Source organism: Mycobacterium sp. ACS4054 (assembly GCF_001667275.1).
Lineage (GTDB): Bacteria > Actinomycetota > Actinomycetes > Mycobacteriales > Mycobacteriaceae > Mycobacterium.
Genome location: NZ_LZHV01000055.1, coordinates 98,591 through 112,259 on the forward strand (window position 1 = coordinate 98,591; position 13,669 = coordinate 112,259).

Consider the following 13,669-nt stretch of genomic DNA (forward strand, 5'->3'; position numbering starts at 1 on the left):
GGCGGGTGCTCACCGAAATCCGCATCGAGTCGCTCGGTGCGATCAGCGCCGCGGTCGGGGAGTTCGACCGCGGCCTGACCGTGCTGACGGGGGAGACCGGCACCGGCAAGACCATGGTGGTAACCGGGCTGCACCTGCTCGGCGGGGCCCGCGCCGACGCTACCCGGGTGCGCTCGGGGGCCGACCGCGCCGTCGTCGAAGGGCGTTTCACCACAACCGATCTCGAGGATGCGGTGGTGGCGCAGCTGGACGGGATGCTGGACGCGTCGGGCGCGGAGCGCGACGAGGACGGCAGCGTGATCGCGCTGCGCTCGGTCAGCCGCGACGGGCCCTCGCGGGCCTACCTCGGCGGTCGCAGCGTGCCCGCCAAGTCGCTGGGCGATTTCACCGCCGAGCTGCTCACCCTGCACGGGCAGAACGACCAGCTGCGCCTGATGCGGCCCGAGGAGCAGCGCGGCGCGCTGGACCGGTTCGCCAAGGCCGGCCCCGCGCTCGAGCGGTATCGCAAGCTGCGCGACGCCTGGCTCACCGCGCGGCACGACCTCATCGACCGGCGGAACCGGATGCGCGAACTCGCGCTGGAGTCCGACCGATTGACGTTCGCGCTCAACGAGATTGACGCCGTCGACCCGCAACCGGGCGAAGACGACGCGCTGGTCGCCGACATCGTGCGGCTCTCCGAGCTGGACACCCTGCGCGAGGCCGCGGTCACCGCGCACGCGGCGCTTTCCGGGGCCCCCGACGACGCCGACGCGGGACACAGCGCCGCCGACGGCCTGGGGCGGGCGCGGGCGGCCCTGGAGTCGACCGACGACGCGAAGCTGCGGGCGCTGGCCGCCCAGGTCGGCGAGGCGCTCACGGTGGTGGCCGACGCGGCCGGCGAACTCAGCGCCTACCTAGACGAGCTGCCGGTCGATGCCAGCGCGCTGGAAGCCAAGCTGGCCCGGCAGGCCGAACTGCGCACACTGACCCGCAAGTACGCCGCGGACGTCGACGGGGTGCTGCGGTGGGCCCAGGAGTCGCGGCAGCGGCTGGCCCAGCTCGACGTCTCCGAGGAGGGCCTGACGGCGCTGGCGGCCCGCGTCGAGGAGCTGGCACGCGAATTGGCGGACGCCGCAGGCGATCTCAGCGGCATCCGGCGCAAGGCCGCCAAGCGGCTCGCCAAGGAGGTCACCGCCGAGCTGTCCGGCCTGGCGATGGCCGACGCCCAGTTCAGCATCGAGGTGAGCAACGATCTCGCCGCCGAGAGGGACGATCCGGCCGCGCTCATGCTGGCGTCGGGCGAGCTGGCCCGGGCCGGGGCCGACGGCGTCGACCAGGTGGAGTTCGGTTTCGCGGCGCACCGCGGGATGGACCAGCTGCCGCTGGCGAAGAGCGCTTCCGGCGGCGAGCTGTCCCGGGTGATGCTGGCGCTGGAAGTGGTGCTGGCGGCCTCCGCGGCGGGCACCACGATGGTGTTCGACGAGGTGGACGCCGGCGTCGGCGGCCGCGCGGCGGTGCAGATCGGCCGGCGGCTGGCCCGGCTGGCGCGCACGCATCAGGTCATCGTGGTCACGCACCTGCCGCAGGTGGCGGCGTACGCCGACGTGCACCTGGTGGTGCACAGCGCCGGACCCAAGGGCACCAGCGTCGTGCGGCGGGTCACCGGCGACGAGCGCGTCGCCGAACTGGCCCGGATGCTGGCCGGGCTGGGCGAGTCCGACAGCGGCCGCGCGCACGCCCGCGAACTGCTAGACGCCGCGCAGAAGGACGAGATTTAAAGGTCCCCGTGCCGCGACGGGCCATCGTGTACCCGCGCGCGACCAAGCCGTTAGCCGCTTGTGACTAATGGGACTCTAGTCAACTTCTGAGGCTGATGTTACGGCGCGCCTCCACGCCTCCTCCACGCATCACCGACAGAATCGCCCCCATGAAGATGTCAGGCCTGCTTACCCGTAACACCACCCGGCCGGGCCTCGTCGGCACCGCCCGCGTGGACCGGAACATCGACCGATTGCTGCGCAGGGTGTGCCCCGGCGACATCGTGGTGCTCGACGTCCTCGACCTGGACCGCATCACGGCGGACGCGCTGGTGGAGGCCGATATCGCCGCGGTCGTCAACGCCTCGCCGTCGGTGTCGGGCCGCTACCCCAACATGGGCCCGGAGGTGCTGGTCAACAACGGGGTCACCCTGATCGACGAGACGGGACCCGACATCTTCAAGAAGGTCAAGGACGGCGCCAAGATCCGCCTGCACGAGGGCGGCGTCTACTCCGGGGACCGCCGGCTGGTGCGCGGCACCGAGCGCACCGATCACGACATCGCCGACCTGATGCGGGAGGCCAAGAGCGGCCTGTCCGCGCACCTGGAGGCGTTCGCCGGCAACACCATCGAGTTCATCAAGAGCGAGAGCCCGTTGTTGATCGACGGCATCGGGATCCCCGACATCGACGTCGACCTGCGCCGCCGGCACGTGGTGATCGTCGCCGACGAGCCCAGCGCCGAGGAGGACCTGAAGTCCCTCAAGCCGTTCATCAAGGAGTACCAGCCGGTGCTCTTCGGCGTGGGCAGCGGCGCGGATGTGTTGCGCAAGGCCGGTTATCGGCCCCAGGTGATCGTCGGCGACCCCGACCAGATCAGCACCGACGCCCTCAAGTGCGGCGCCCAGGTCGTCCTGCCCGCCGACGCCGACGGCCATGCCCCCGGCCTGGAGCGCATCCAGGATCTCGGCGTCGGGGCGATGACCTTCCCGGCCGCGGGTTCGGCGATCGACCTGGCCCTGCTGCTGGCCGATCATCACGGCGCCGCGCTGCTGGTGACCGCGGGCCACACCGCCAACATCGAGACGTTCTTCGACCGCACCCGCGCGCACAGCAACCCGTCGACCTTCCTCACCCGGCTTCGGGTGGGGGAGAAGGTGGTGGACGCCAAGGCCGTGGCCACGCTGTACCGCAACCACATCTCGGCGGGCGCGATCGCGCTGCTGGCGCTGACGATGCTGATCGCCATCATCGTGGCCCTGTGGGTGTCGCGCACCGACGGCCTGGTGCTGCACTGGGTCACCGATTACTGGAACCACTTTTCCCTCTGGGTCCAGCACCTGGTGAGCTAGGCCCGCGATGATCTCGCTACGCCAACACGCGCTGTCGCTGGCCGCCGTCTTCCTGGCGCTCGCGGTCGGAGTGGTGCTCGGTTCCGGCTTCCTGTCCGACACCCTGCTGTCCAGCCTGCGCGACGAGAAGCGGGATCTGCACACCCAGATCAACGGGCTCAACGACCAGAAGAACGTGCTGAATGAAAAGCTCAGCGCGGCAAACAACTTCGACACCCAGCTGGGCGGCCGGATGGTGCACGACGCGCTCGGCGGCAAGTCGGTCGTGGTGTTCCGCACGCCCGACGCCAAAGACGACGACGTCGCCGCGGTGGCGAAGATCATCGGCCAGGCCGGCGGCGCGGTGACCGGAACCGTGGCGCTCACGCAGGAATTCGTCGAGGCCAACTCCGCGGAGAAACTGCAGACCGTGGTCAACTCGTCGATCCTGCCGGCCGGCCAGCAGCTGAGCACCAAGCTGGTCGACCAGGGCTCGCAGGCCGGCGACCTGATGGGCATCGCCCTGCTGATCAACGCCAATCCCGCGGTCCCGCCCGTCGACGAGACCCAGCGGGCCACCGTGCTGGCCGCGCTGCGCGACACCGGCTTCGTCACCTACCAGCCGAACGACCACATGGGCGCGGCGAATGCCGCGCTGGTGATCACCGGCGGCGCGCTGCCCCAGGACGCCGGCAACCAGGGCGCCAGCGTCGCCCGGTTCGCCGCCGCGCTGGCGCCGCACGGCTCGGGCACGCTGCTGGCCGGGCGGGACGGTTCGTCGACCGGGGGCGCGGCCGTGGCCGTGACCCGCGCCGACGCTCAGATGAACTCCGCGATCAGCACCGTCGACGACGTCGACACCGCGCCCGGCCGGATCACCGCCGTGCTCGGCCTGCACGACCTGATCAGCGGCGGTCACCCGGGTCAGTACGGCACCGGTCACGGCGCGACCTCCATCACGGTGCCCCAGTAGCGGGCGTGTTCGCCGCGACACTTCGGTCGCGGATGTTAGGGTGGATTTCCGTGGGTCGGCAGGCCCAACTAGTTATTCGCTAGCAAAATTTTGACGCCCTGCCCGTCTTCACGGAGGTCGCCTGTGCGAAAGCATTCGCAATCCGCAACCAAGCACCTCTTCGTCAGCGGGGGCGTCGCGTCCTCGTTGGGCAAGGGCCTCACCGCCAGCAGCCTCGGTCAGCTGCTGACGGCCCGCGGGTTGCACGTGACGATGCAAAAGCTCGACCCGTACCTCAACGTCGACCCCGGCACGATGAACCCGTTCCAGCATGGCGAGGTGTTCGTCACCGAGGACGGCGCCGAGACCGACCTCGACGTCGGGCACTACGAGCGGTTCCTCGATCGCGACCTGTCCGGTTCGGCGAATGTCACGACGGGCCAAGTGTATTCGACCGTCATCGCCAAGGAACGGCGCGGCGAATACCTCGGCGACACCGTGCAGGTGATCCCGCACATCACCGACGAGATCAAGAGCCGGATCATGGCGATGGCCCAGCCGGACGCCGAGGGCAACCGGCCGGACGTGGTCATCACCGAAATCGGCGGCACCGTCGGCGATATCGAGTCGCAGCCGTTCCTGGAGGCGGCCCGCCAGGTCCGCCACGACCTGGGCCGGGAGAACGTTTTCTTCCTGCACGTCTCGCTGGTGCCCTACCTGGCGCCGTCGGGCGAACTCAAGACCAAGCCCACCCAGCACTCGGTGGCCGCGCTGCGCAGCATCGGTATCACCCCGGACGCGCTGATCCTGCGCTGCGACCGGGACGTCCCCGAAGCGCTGAAGAACAAGATCGCGCTGATGTGTGACGTCGACATCGACGGCGTCATCTCCACCCCGGACGCGCCGTCGATCTACGACATCCCCAAGCGCCTGCACCGCGAGGAACTCGACGCGTACGTGGTGCGCCGGCTCAACCTGCCGTTCCGCGACGTCGACTGGACCGAGTGGGACGACCTGCTGCGCCGCGTGCACGAGCCGCACGAGACCGTCCGAATCGCCTTGGTGGGCAAGTACATCGAGCTTTCCGACGCCTACCTGTCGGTGACCGAAGCGCTGCGCGCCGGCGGCTTCAAGCACCACGCCAAGGTGGAGATGCAGTGGGTGCCCTCCGACGACTGCGAGACGGCGGCGGGCGCGGCGGCGGCGCTGGGCGACGTGCACGGCGTGCTCATTCCCGGCGGCTTCGGCATCCGCGGGATCGAGGGCAAGATCGGCGCCATCCGCTACGCACGCACGCGGGGGCTGCCGGTGCTGGGCCTGTGCCTCGGGTTGCAGTGCATCGTGATCGAGGCCGCGCGCTCCGCCGGGCTGACCGAGGCCAACTCGGCCGAATTCGACCCGGCCACACCGGATCCCGTCATCTCCACGATGGCCGACCAGGTCGACGCCGTGGCGGGCCAGGCCGATCTGGGCGGCACCATGCGGCGGGGTGCCTATCCCGCCGTGCTGCAACCGGATTCGATCGTGGCCCAGGCCTACGGCGGCACGCAGGTGTCCGAGCGGCACCGGCACCGCTACGAGGTCAACAACGCCTACCGCGACAAGATCGCCGAGAGCGGCCTGCGGTTCTCCGGGACCTCGCCCGACGGACACCTGGTCGAGTTCGTCGAATACCCGCCCGAGGTGCACCCGTTCATCGTCGGCACCCAGGCCCACCCGGAGCTGAAGAGCCGGCCCACCCGGCCGCACCCGCTGTTCGTCGCATTCGTCGGGGCCGCCCTCGACTACCAGTCGGGCGAGTTGCTTCCGGTGGAGATCCCCGAGCAATCGCCCAACGGCAACCAGCAGCGGGACAGCGTCGGCCAGTCGCTACCTGAGCCCGCGACCCGTGGCTGAGCACAACTTCGAGACGGCGTCATCCGAAACGCTGTACACGGGAAAGATTTTCGCGCTGCGCCGGGACGAGGTCCGGATGCCCGGCGGCAGCACCACGATCCGGGAGGTCGTCGAGCACTTCGGCGCGGTGGCCGTGGTCGCCATGGACGACGACGGCAACATCGCGATGGTCTATCAGTACCGCCACGCGTTCGGGCGGCGGCTGTGGGAGCTGCCCGCCGGGCTGCTCGACGTCGGCGGCGAGGAGCCCCAGCTGACCGCGGCGCGGGAGTTGCACGAGGAAGCGGGATTGCAGGCCGACACCTGGCGGGTGCTCGTCGACCTCGATTCCACTCCCGGCTTCAGCGACGAATCCGTGCGCGTCTATCTCGCCACCGGGCTCACCGAGTTGGACCGGCCCGAGGCGCACGACGAAGAGGCCGACCTGACGCTGCGGTGGTATCCGCTCGCCGACGCCACCGAGATGGTGCTTCGCGGCGAGATCGTCAATGCCATTGCGGTAGCGGGCATTCTGGCCGCCCGGGTCGTCAGTACCGGGTCCACCCCGGCCCGCCCGGTGGACAGCCCGTGGCGCGACAAGCCTTCCGCCTTCGCCGCGCGCAAGGCCGCGCGATGACAACGGTGGCCCTGGACAGCCAGCTGCAGGGCTACCTCGACCACCTCACGATCGAGCGGGGCGTCGCAGCGAACACCCTCAGCTCCTATCGCCGCGATTTGCGCCGCTACACCAAGCACTTGTCGGACCGCGGGATTCACGACCTGGCCAAGGTCGGCGAGGACGACGTGAGCGAGTTCCTGGTGGCGTTGCGCCGCGGCGACCCGGACTCTGGGACCGCCGCGCTGTCCGCGGTGTCGGCGGCGCGGGCGCTGATCGCGGTGCGCGGCCTGCACCGGTTCGCCGCCGCCGAGGGGCTCGCCGAACTGGACGTGGCGCGCGCCGTCCGCCCGCCGACCCCCGGCCGCCGGCTCCCCAAGAGCCTGACCATCGACCAGGTGCTGGCGCTGCTGGAGGCCGCCGGGGGCGACAGCGCGTCCGACGGCCCGCTCACGCTGCGCAACCGGGCGCTGCTGGAACTGCTGTACTCGACCGGGGCGCGCATCTCCGAGGCCGTCGGCCTCGACGTCGACGACATCGATACCAAGGCCCGCTCGGTGTTGTTGCGCGGCAAGGGCGGAAAGCAGCGGCTGGTCCCGATCGGCAGGCCGGCCGTGCAGGCGCTGGACGCCTACCTGGTGCGCGGCCGCCCGGAGCTGGCCCGCCGCGGCCGCGGGACGCCGGCGATCTTCCTCAACGTGCGCGGCGGGCGGCTGTCGCGCCAAAGCGCGTGGCAGGTGCTGCAGGACGCCGCCGAGCGCGCCGGCATCACGTCGGGCGTCTCGCCGCACATGCTGCGGCACTCGTTCGCGACCCACCTGCTCGAGGGCGGCGCCGACGTCCGGGTGGTCCAGGAGCTGTTGGGGCACGCGTCGGTGACGACGACGCAGATCTACACGATGGTCACCGTGCACGCGCTGCGCGAGGTGTGGGCCGAAGCCCACCCGCGCGCGCAGTAATCGCCGGGCCTAGCCCAGGTACTCGGACTCCAGCACCAGGTCCGAGACCAGCGACTGGTATTCGAGGTGCGTCTTGTGCTCGACGGTGTTCCACTGCTTGCCCTGCTGCCGGCGCATGTACTCGCGGTACTTCGGGGAGCCCGGCACCCGGACGTTGTCGGCGACGACGATGGCGCCCGGGCTCAGCCAGCCGCGCGCCATGATGCTCTGCAGGTCCTTCAGGTAGGCGTCCTTGTCGTGATCGAGGAAGACGAACTCGAGGGTGCCGTCGGTGAATCCGTGCTCGGCGGCCAGCGCGTCCAGGGTGCGCCCGCCGTCGCCGATGGTGCCGACGACGCACGTGACCCGGTCGGCGACCCCGGCGTGGGCCCAGATCCGCCGGGCGTTGGCGGCGTTGGGTTCGGCGAGCTCGACGGAAAAGACCTTGGCGTTCGGGGCGGCCCTGGCGATGCGCAGCGCGCCGTACCCGACGTAGGTGCCCAGCTCCAGCGCCAGCGCCGGGTTGGCCCGGCGCACCGCGGCGTCGAGCAGTTGGCCCTTCTCGTCGCCGACGTTGATCAGCATCGACTTCTCGTAGGCGAACTTGTCGACGGTGGCCAGCACGTCGTCGATGTCGCCGGCCTTGGCGTTGCGCAGCACGTAGTCCACCGCCGCGGCTTCCCGCCCGTCACCGATCTGGCCCGTCGTCGTGATGTTGCGCGCTCCCGTCGCCATCCGCCACACCGACCATCGCAGCAGGGGAATGCGTCGATTGAGGTCCATAGGAACCCACGATAGGCCCCGACCCATGGTGCTGGTGAGGCTGGTGTGACGGGGCGTGTAAATGTTTCTCTGACAAGGACTTTCCGCGCATATTGGCTGGTAAGTTGCCTGCGGGTCGCCCGGGTTCTGCGCGCGAACCCGTTAGACTTTCGGTCGATGTTCACCTCCCGAACACCCTCGCCATGACCGAGCAGCCGGACAGCGGCGTCGAGCTCGGTCTGACCGGGCGGCCGCCGCGGGCGATCCCGGAACCGCAGCCGCGCACCTCGCACGGCCCGGCGAAGGTCGTCGCGATGTGCAACCAGAAGGGCGGCGTCGGGAAGACCACGTCGACCATCAACCTGGGCGCCGCGCTCGCCGAATACGGACGGCGGGTGCTGCTGGTGGACATGGACCCGCAGGGCGCGCTGTCCGCGGGGCTCGGCGTCCCGCACTACGAGCTGGAGAAGACCATTCACAACGTGCTGGTCGAGCCGCGGGTGTCGATCGACGACGTGCTGCTGCAGACCCGCGTCAAGCACATGGACCTGGTGCCCAGCAACATCGACCTGTCCGCCGCCGAGATCCAGCTGGTCAACGAGGTGGGCCGCGAGCAGACGCTGGGCCGGGCCCTGCACCCGGTGCTGGACCGCTACGACTATGTCCTGATCGACTGCCAGCCGTCGCTGGGGCTGCTGACCGTCAACGGGCTGGCGTGCGCCGACGGCGTGGTGATCCCCACCGAATGCGAATTCTTCTCGCTGCGCGGGCTGGCGCTGCTGACCGACACCGTCGACAAGGTGCGCGACCGGCTCAACCCGAAGCTGGAGATCAGCGGGATCCTGCTCACCCGGTACGACCCGCGCACGGTCAACTCGCGCGAGGTGATGGCCCGCGTGGTGGAGCGGTTCGGCGACTTGGTGTTCGACACCGTCATCACCCGCACCGTCCGCTTCCCGGAGACCAGCGTGGCCGGCGAGCCCATCACCACCTGGGCCCCGCGCTCGACGGGCGCCGTCGCGTACCGCGCGCTGGCCCGCGAGTTCATCGACCGATTCGGCGCGTGACGGCCAGCGCGAACGGTGAGGCGCCACCCAAGAACGGCTTTCAGGTCCGCCTGACCAACTTCGAGGGGCCGTTCGATCTGCTGCTCCAGTTGATCTTCGCCCACCGCCTGGACGTCACCGAGGTGGCGCTGCACCAGGTCACCGACGACTTCATCGCCTACACCCGCGAGATCGGCTCGCAGCTGGACCTGGAGGAGACCACCGCGTTTTTGGTGGTCGCCGCGACGCTGCTCGACCTCAAGGCCGCCCGGCTGCTGCCCGCCGGGCAGGTCGACGACGCCGAGGACCTGGCCCTGCTGGAGGTGCGCGACTTGCTGTTCGCCCGGCTGCTGCAGTACCGGGCGTTCAAGCACGTCGCGGAGATGTTCGCCGAGCTGGAGGCGACCGCGCTGCGCAGCTACCCGCGCGCGGTGTCGCTGGAGGAGCGGTTCACCGAGCTGCTGCCCGAGGTGATGCTGGGCGTCGACGCCGAGCGGTTCGCCCAGATCGCCGCGATCGCGTTCAGCCCGCGTCCGGTGCCGACGGTGGCGATCGGCCACCTGCATGAGGTGTCGGTCTCGGTGCCCGAGCAGGCCAAGAAGTTGCTGGCGATCCTGGAATCGCGCGGCAGCGGCCGATGGGCCACGTTCTCCGAGCTGGTCGCCGACTGCGAGGCGCCGATGGAGGTGGTCGGGCGCTTCCTGGCGCTGCTCGAGCTGTACCGCAGCCGGGCGGTAGCATTCGACCAGTCGGAGCCGCTCGGCGTGCTCCAGATTTCATGGACCGGGGAACGTCCGGTCAACGAAGCCTTGGTAGAAGTGCGGGACGAATAAGTGAGCGAAGAGCTGCCGGACGTCGATCTCGACGACGCGGGCATCCCCGACATCGCCGAGGTGGCGCCGATGGAGCCCGAGGAGCTCGGCTCCGTGCTGGAGGCGCTGCTGCTGGTCGTCGACACTCCCGTCAGCGCCGAGGCGCTGGCCGCGGCCACCCAACAGCCCGTCTACCGGGTCGCCTCGCGGCTGCAGCAGATGGCCGAGGAACTCACCGAGCGCGACAGCGGCATCGACCTGCGCCAGAACAGCGAGGGCTGGCGGATGTACACCCGCGCCCGGTTCGCGCCGTACGTGGAGAAGCTGCTGCTGGACGGCGCGCGGTCCAAGCTGACCCGGGCCGCGCTGGAAACCCTTGCAGTGGTGGCCTACCGCCAGCCGGTGACGCGCGCGCGGGTGAGCGCGGTCCGCGGCGTCAACGTCGACGCCGTCATGCGCACGCTGTTGGCGCGCGGCCTGATCACCGAGGCCGGGGTGGACGACGACACCGGCGCCACGACGTTCGCCACCACCGACCTGTTCCTGGAGCGGTTGGGGTTGACGTCGCTGGCCGACCTGCCCGACATCGCCCCGCTGCTGCCCGACGTCGACACGATCGAGGACCTGAGCGAATCCCTGGACAGCGAGCCGCGTTTCATCAAGCTCGCGGGCGGCCAGGCGCCCGATCAGGCGCTGACGTTCGACGTGGACCAGGATTGATGGTCGAGACCGAAGGGATCCGCCTGCAAAAGGTGTTGTCCCAGGCCGGAATTGCGTCGCGGCGCGCCGCCGAGAAATTGATCATCGACGGCCGCGTCGAGGTCGACGGTCGGGTGGTGACCGAGCTGGGCACCCGGGTGGATCCCGACGCCTCGGTGATCCGCGTCGACGGCGCCCGGGTCGTGCTCGACGAGTCGATGGTGTACCTGGCTCTGAACAAGCCGCGGGGCATGCACTCGACCATGTCGGACGACCGCGGCCGACCCTGCGTCGGCGACCTGGTGGAACGCCGGGTTCGCGGCAACAAGAACCTGTTTCACGTCGGGCGCCTGGACGCCGACACCGAGGGGCTGATCCTGCTGACCAACGACGGCGAGCTGGCGCACCGGTTGATGCACCCCTCCCACGAGGTGCCCAAGACGTACCTGGCGACGGTGACGGGCTCGGTGCCGCGCGGGCTGGGCAAGCGGCTCAAGGCCGGCATCGACTTGGACGACGGCCCCGCGCGGGTCGACGACTTCGCGGTGGTGGACGCGATTCCGGGCAAGACGCTGGTGCGGGTGGTGCTGCACGAGGGCCGCAACCGCATCGTGCGGCGGCTGTTGGGCGCCGCCGGCTTTCCGGTGGAGTCGCTGGTGCGCACCGACATCGGGCCCGTGTCGCTGGGCAAGCAGCGGCCCGGCAGCATCCGGGCCCTGGGGCATCACGAGGTCGGGCAGCTGTATCAGGCGGTGGGCCTGTGACCTCCGATGTGGTGGTGGCCATCGACGGGCCCGCCGGGACCGGGAAGTCCTCGGTGTCAAGGGGATTGGCACAGGCTTTGGGGGCCCGCTACCTGGACACCGGGGCGATGTACCGGATGGTGACGCTGGCCGTGCTGCGTGCGGGTGTCGACCCCGCCGACGGCGAGGCCGTCGCGCGGATCGGAACGACCGCCCGGCTGTCGGTGGACGGCGACCGGTATTTCCTTGCCGGAGAGGACGTTTCGATAGAGATCCGCGGCGACGAGGTGACCCGCGCCGTCTCGGCGGTGTCGTCGGTGCCAGCCGTGCGCGCCCGCCTGGTGGGCCTGCAGCGCGAGATGGCCGAGGGCCCCGGCAGCGTCGTCGTGGAGGGCCGCGACATCGGGACCGTCGTCCTGCCCGACGCCCCGGTGAAGATTTTCCTGACCGCGTCGGCCGAGACCCGCGCGCGGCGCCGCAACGACCAGAACGTCGCGGGCGGCCTGGCCGACGACTACGACGCGGTGCTGGCCGACGTGCGGCGGCGCGACCATCTGGATTCCACCCGGGCGGTGTCGCCGCTGCGCGCCGCGGCGGACGCGGTGGTCGTCGACACCAGCGAGATGACCGAGCCGCAGGTGATCGACCACCTGCTCGAGCTGGTCCAGCAGCGAAACGGGGCGGTGCGGTGACGTCCGACGGCACGTGGTCCGACGAAAGCGATTGGGATTCGGTCGGTTTCGACGTCGATGAGGCGACGGAGCCCGGCCCCGCTCCCGTCGTCGCGGTGGTCGGTCGGCCCAATGTCGGCAAGTCGACGCTGGTGAACCGGATCCTGGGCCGGCGCGAGGCGGTGGTGCAGGACATTCCCGGCGTGACCCGCGACCGGGTGTCCTACGACGCGCTCTGGACCGGCCGCCGATTCGTCGTTCAGGACACCGGCGGATGGGAGCCCGACGCCAAGGGCCTGCAGCAACTGGTGGCCGAGCAGGCGTCGGTGGCCATGCGCACCGCCGACGTGGTGATCCTGGTGGTCGACGCGACCGTCGGCGCCACCGCGGCCGACGAGGCGGCCGCCCGGATCCTGCTGCGCTCAGGGAAGCCGGTTTTCCTGGCCGCCAACAAGGTTGACAGCGAGAAAGGCGAGGCGGACGCGGCCGCGTTGTGGTCGCTGGGCCTCGGCGAGCCGCACGCGGTCAGCGCGATCCACGGCCGCGGCGTCGCCGACCTGCTCGACGAGGTGCTGGCCGCGCTGCCCGAGGTGTCCGAGGCGGCGCCGGGGCCGGGCGGCCCGCGACGCGTGGCGCTGGTCGGCAAGCCCAACGTGGGCAAGAGCTCGCTGCTGAACAAGCTTGCGGGAGACGAACGTTCGGTGGTGCACGACGTCGCGGGCACGACCGTCGACCCGGTGGACTCGCTGATCGAGTTGGGCGGCAAGGTGTGGCGGTTCGTCGACACCGCGGGGCTGCGGCGCAAGGTCGGCCAGGCCAGCGGACACGAGTTCTACGCATCGGTGCGCACCCACTCCGCGATCGACTCGGCCGAGGTGGTGGTCGTGCTGATCGACGCCTCCGAGCCGCTGACCGAACAGGACCAGCGGGTGCTGTCGATGGTGATCGAGGCCGGCCGGGCGCTGGTGCTGGCCTTCAACAAGTGGGACCTGGTGGACGAGGACCGGCGCGAGCTGCTGGAGCGCGAGATCGACCGCGAGCTGGTGCAGCTGCGGTGGGCGCAGCGGGTCAACATCTCCGCCCGGACGGGCCGAGCCGTGCAGAAGCTGGTGCCCGCGATTGAGACGGCCTTGGCCTCGTGGGACACCCGCATCCCGACCGGGCCGCTCAACGCCTGGCTCAAGGAGGTGGTGGCCGCGACGCCGCCGCCCGTGCGCGGGGGCAAGCAGCCGCGGATCCTGTTCGCCACCCAGGCCACCGCCCGCCCGCCGACGTTCGTGCTGTTCACCACCGGATTCCTGGAGGCCGGCTACCGGCGTTTCCTGGAGCGGCGGCTGCGGGAGGCGTTCGGGTTCGAGGGTTCGCCGATCCGGATCAACGTGCGGGTGCGCGAGAAGCGGGGAGCCAGGCGGCGCTGAGCTGTCGGGCTCTCCGGCGGCCAATTCTGGCTTCCCGGAATGATTTTCATCGCCCTGAGTCGGCCGC

At 70.5% G+C, this 13,669-nt stretch carries 13 protein-coding genes; 12 read left to right on the forward strand and 1 reads right to left on the reverse strand.

What is annotated here, in order from left to right; all coding sequences use genetic code 11:
- Positions 1–5 precede the first annotated feature (5 nt).
- From recN to xerD, 6 genes are all read left to right on the forward strand, one after another.
- Positions 6–1,760, forward strand: a complete 1,755-nt coding sequence (gene recN / locus A5730_RS15750; RefSeq protein ID WP_067902068.1) for a DNA repair protein RecN — start codon at positions 6–8, stop codon at positions 1,758–1,760.
- A 149-nt stretch (positions 1,761–1,909) separates the two neighbouring features.
- Positions 1,910–3,091: a putative cytokinetic ring protein SteA gene (gene steA, locus A5730_RS15755; protein ID WP_067902070.1), complete on the forward strand. Its 1,182-nt coding sequence runs from the start codon at positions 1,910–1,912 to the stop codon at positions 3,089–3,091.
- Positions 3,092–3,098: 7 nt separating this feature from the next.
- Positions 3,099–4,043 carry a copper transporter gene (locus tag A5730_RS15760; protein WP_067902072.1) on the forward strand — a complete coding sequence of 315 codons (945 nt, stop codon included), beginning with the start codon at positions 3,099–3,101 and terminating at the stop codon, positions 4,041–4,043.
- A 123-nt stretch (positions 4,044–4,166) separates the two neighbouring features.
- Positions 4,167–5,918 carry a CTP synthase gene (locus A5730_RS15765; protein WP_067902082.1) on the forward strand — a complete coding sequence of 584 codons (1,752 nt, stop codon included), beginning with the start codon at positions 4,167–4,169 and terminating at the stop codon, positions 5,916–5,918.
- Positions 5,911–6,534, forward strand: coding sequence for an NUDIX hydrolase (locus A5730_RS15770; protein WP_067902085.1), 624 nt, complete (start codon positions 5,911–5,913; stop codon positions 6,532–6,534). Before A5730_RS15765 ends, A5730_RS15770 begins: the two co-directional genes overlap by 8 nt.
- Complete coding sequence (gene xerD, locus A5730_RS15775) at positions 6,531–7,472, forward strand: site-specific tyrosine recombinase XerD (protein ID WP_067823199.1); 942 nt, start codon at positions 6,531–6,533, stop codon at positions 7,470–7,472. The genes A5730_RS15770 and xerD overlap by 4 nt, the downstream gene beginning before the upstream one ends.
- A gap of 9 nt (positions 7,473–7,481) precedes the next feature.
- Here the strand turns inward: xerD and A5730_RS15780 are convergent, their stop codons facing one another.
- Positions 7,482–8,234: an O-methyltransferase gene (locus A5730_RS15780; protein ID WP_067902086.1), complete on the reverse strand. Its 753-nt coding sequence runs from the start codon at positions 8,232–8,234 to the stop codon at positions 7,482–7,484.
- Positions 8,235–8,416: 182 nt separating this feature from the next.
- On the opposite strand from A5730_RS15780, the gene A5730_RS15785 reads away from it, so the two are divergent.
- From A5730_RS15785 to der, 6 genes are read left to right on the forward strand one after another with little or no spacing between them, the layout of a single operon-like run.
- Positions 8,417–9,280 carry a ParA family protein gene (locus A5730_RS15785; protein WP_055404433.1) on the forward strand — a complete coding sequence of 288 codons (864 nt, stop codon included), beginning with the start codon at positions 8,417–8,419 and terminating at the stop codon, positions 9,278–9,280.
- The gene (locus A5730_RS15790; protein ID WP_067902089.1) at positions 9,277–10,092 is read left to right on the forward strand and encodes a segregation/condensation protein A; all 816 of its coding nucleotides are present in this window, start codon (positions 9,277–9,279) and stop codon (positions 10,090–10,092) included. The genes A5730_RS15785 and A5730_RS15790 overlap by 4 nt, the downstream gene beginning before the upstream one ends.
- A complete protein-coding gene (gene scpB / locus A5730_RS15795) occupies positions 10,093–10,791 on the forward strand; it encodes an SMC-Scp complex subunit ScpB (RefSeq protein WP_067902091.1) in 699 nt (232 codons plus the stop codon).
- Complete coding sequence (locus A5730_RS15800; protein WP_067902099.1) at positions 10,791–11,534, forward strand: pseudouridine synthase; 744 nt, start codon at positions 10,791–10,793, stop codon at positions 11,532–11,534. Before scpB ends, A5730_RS15800 begins: the two co-directional genes overlap by 1 nt.
- Positions 11,531–12,205 (forward strand): (d)CMP kinase, encoded by a 675-nt coding sequence (gene cmk, locus A5730_RS15805; protein ID WP_067902101.1) that lies wholly within the window; start codon positions 11,531–11,533, stop codon positions 12,203–12,205. Before A5730_RS15800 ends, cmk begins: the two co-directional genes overlap by 4 nt.
- Positions 12,202–13,602 (forward strand): ribosome biogenesis GTPase Der, encoded by a 1,401-nt coding sequence (gene der / locus A5730_RS15810; protein WP_067902103.1) that lies wholly within the window; start codon positions 12,202–12,204, stop codon positions 13,600–13,602. The genes cmk and der overlap by 4 nt, the downstream gene beginning before the upstream one ends.
- Positions 13,603–13,669 lie beyond the last annotated feature (67 nt).

Excerpts from the sequence above, each read along its gene's own strand:
- steA (WP_067902070.1), top strand. The coding sequence starts at position 1,910 with ATGAAGATGTCAGGCCTGCTTACCCGTAACACCACCCGGCCGGGCCTC.
- A5730_RS15760 (WP_067902072.1), top strand. The coding sequence starts at position 3,099 with ATGATCTCGCTACGCCAACACGCGCTGTCGCTGGCCGCCGTCTTCCTG.
- xerD (WP_067823199.1), top strand. The coding sequence starts at position 6,531 with ATGACAACGGTGGCCCTGGACAGCCAGCTGCAGGGCTACCTCGACCAC.
- A5730_RS15780 (WP_067902086.1), bottom strand. The coding sequence starts at position 8,234 with ATGGACCTCAATCGACGCATTCCCCTGCTGCGATGGTCGGTGTGGCGG.
- A5730_RS15785 (WP_055404433.1), top strand. The coding sequence starts at position 8,417 with ATGACCGAGCAGCCGGACAGCGGCGTCGAGCTCGGTCTGACCGGGCGG.
- A5730_RS15800 (WP_067902099.1), top strand. The coding sequence starts at position 10,791 with ATGGTCGAGACCGAAGGGATCCGCCTGCAAAAGGTGTTGTCCCAGGCC.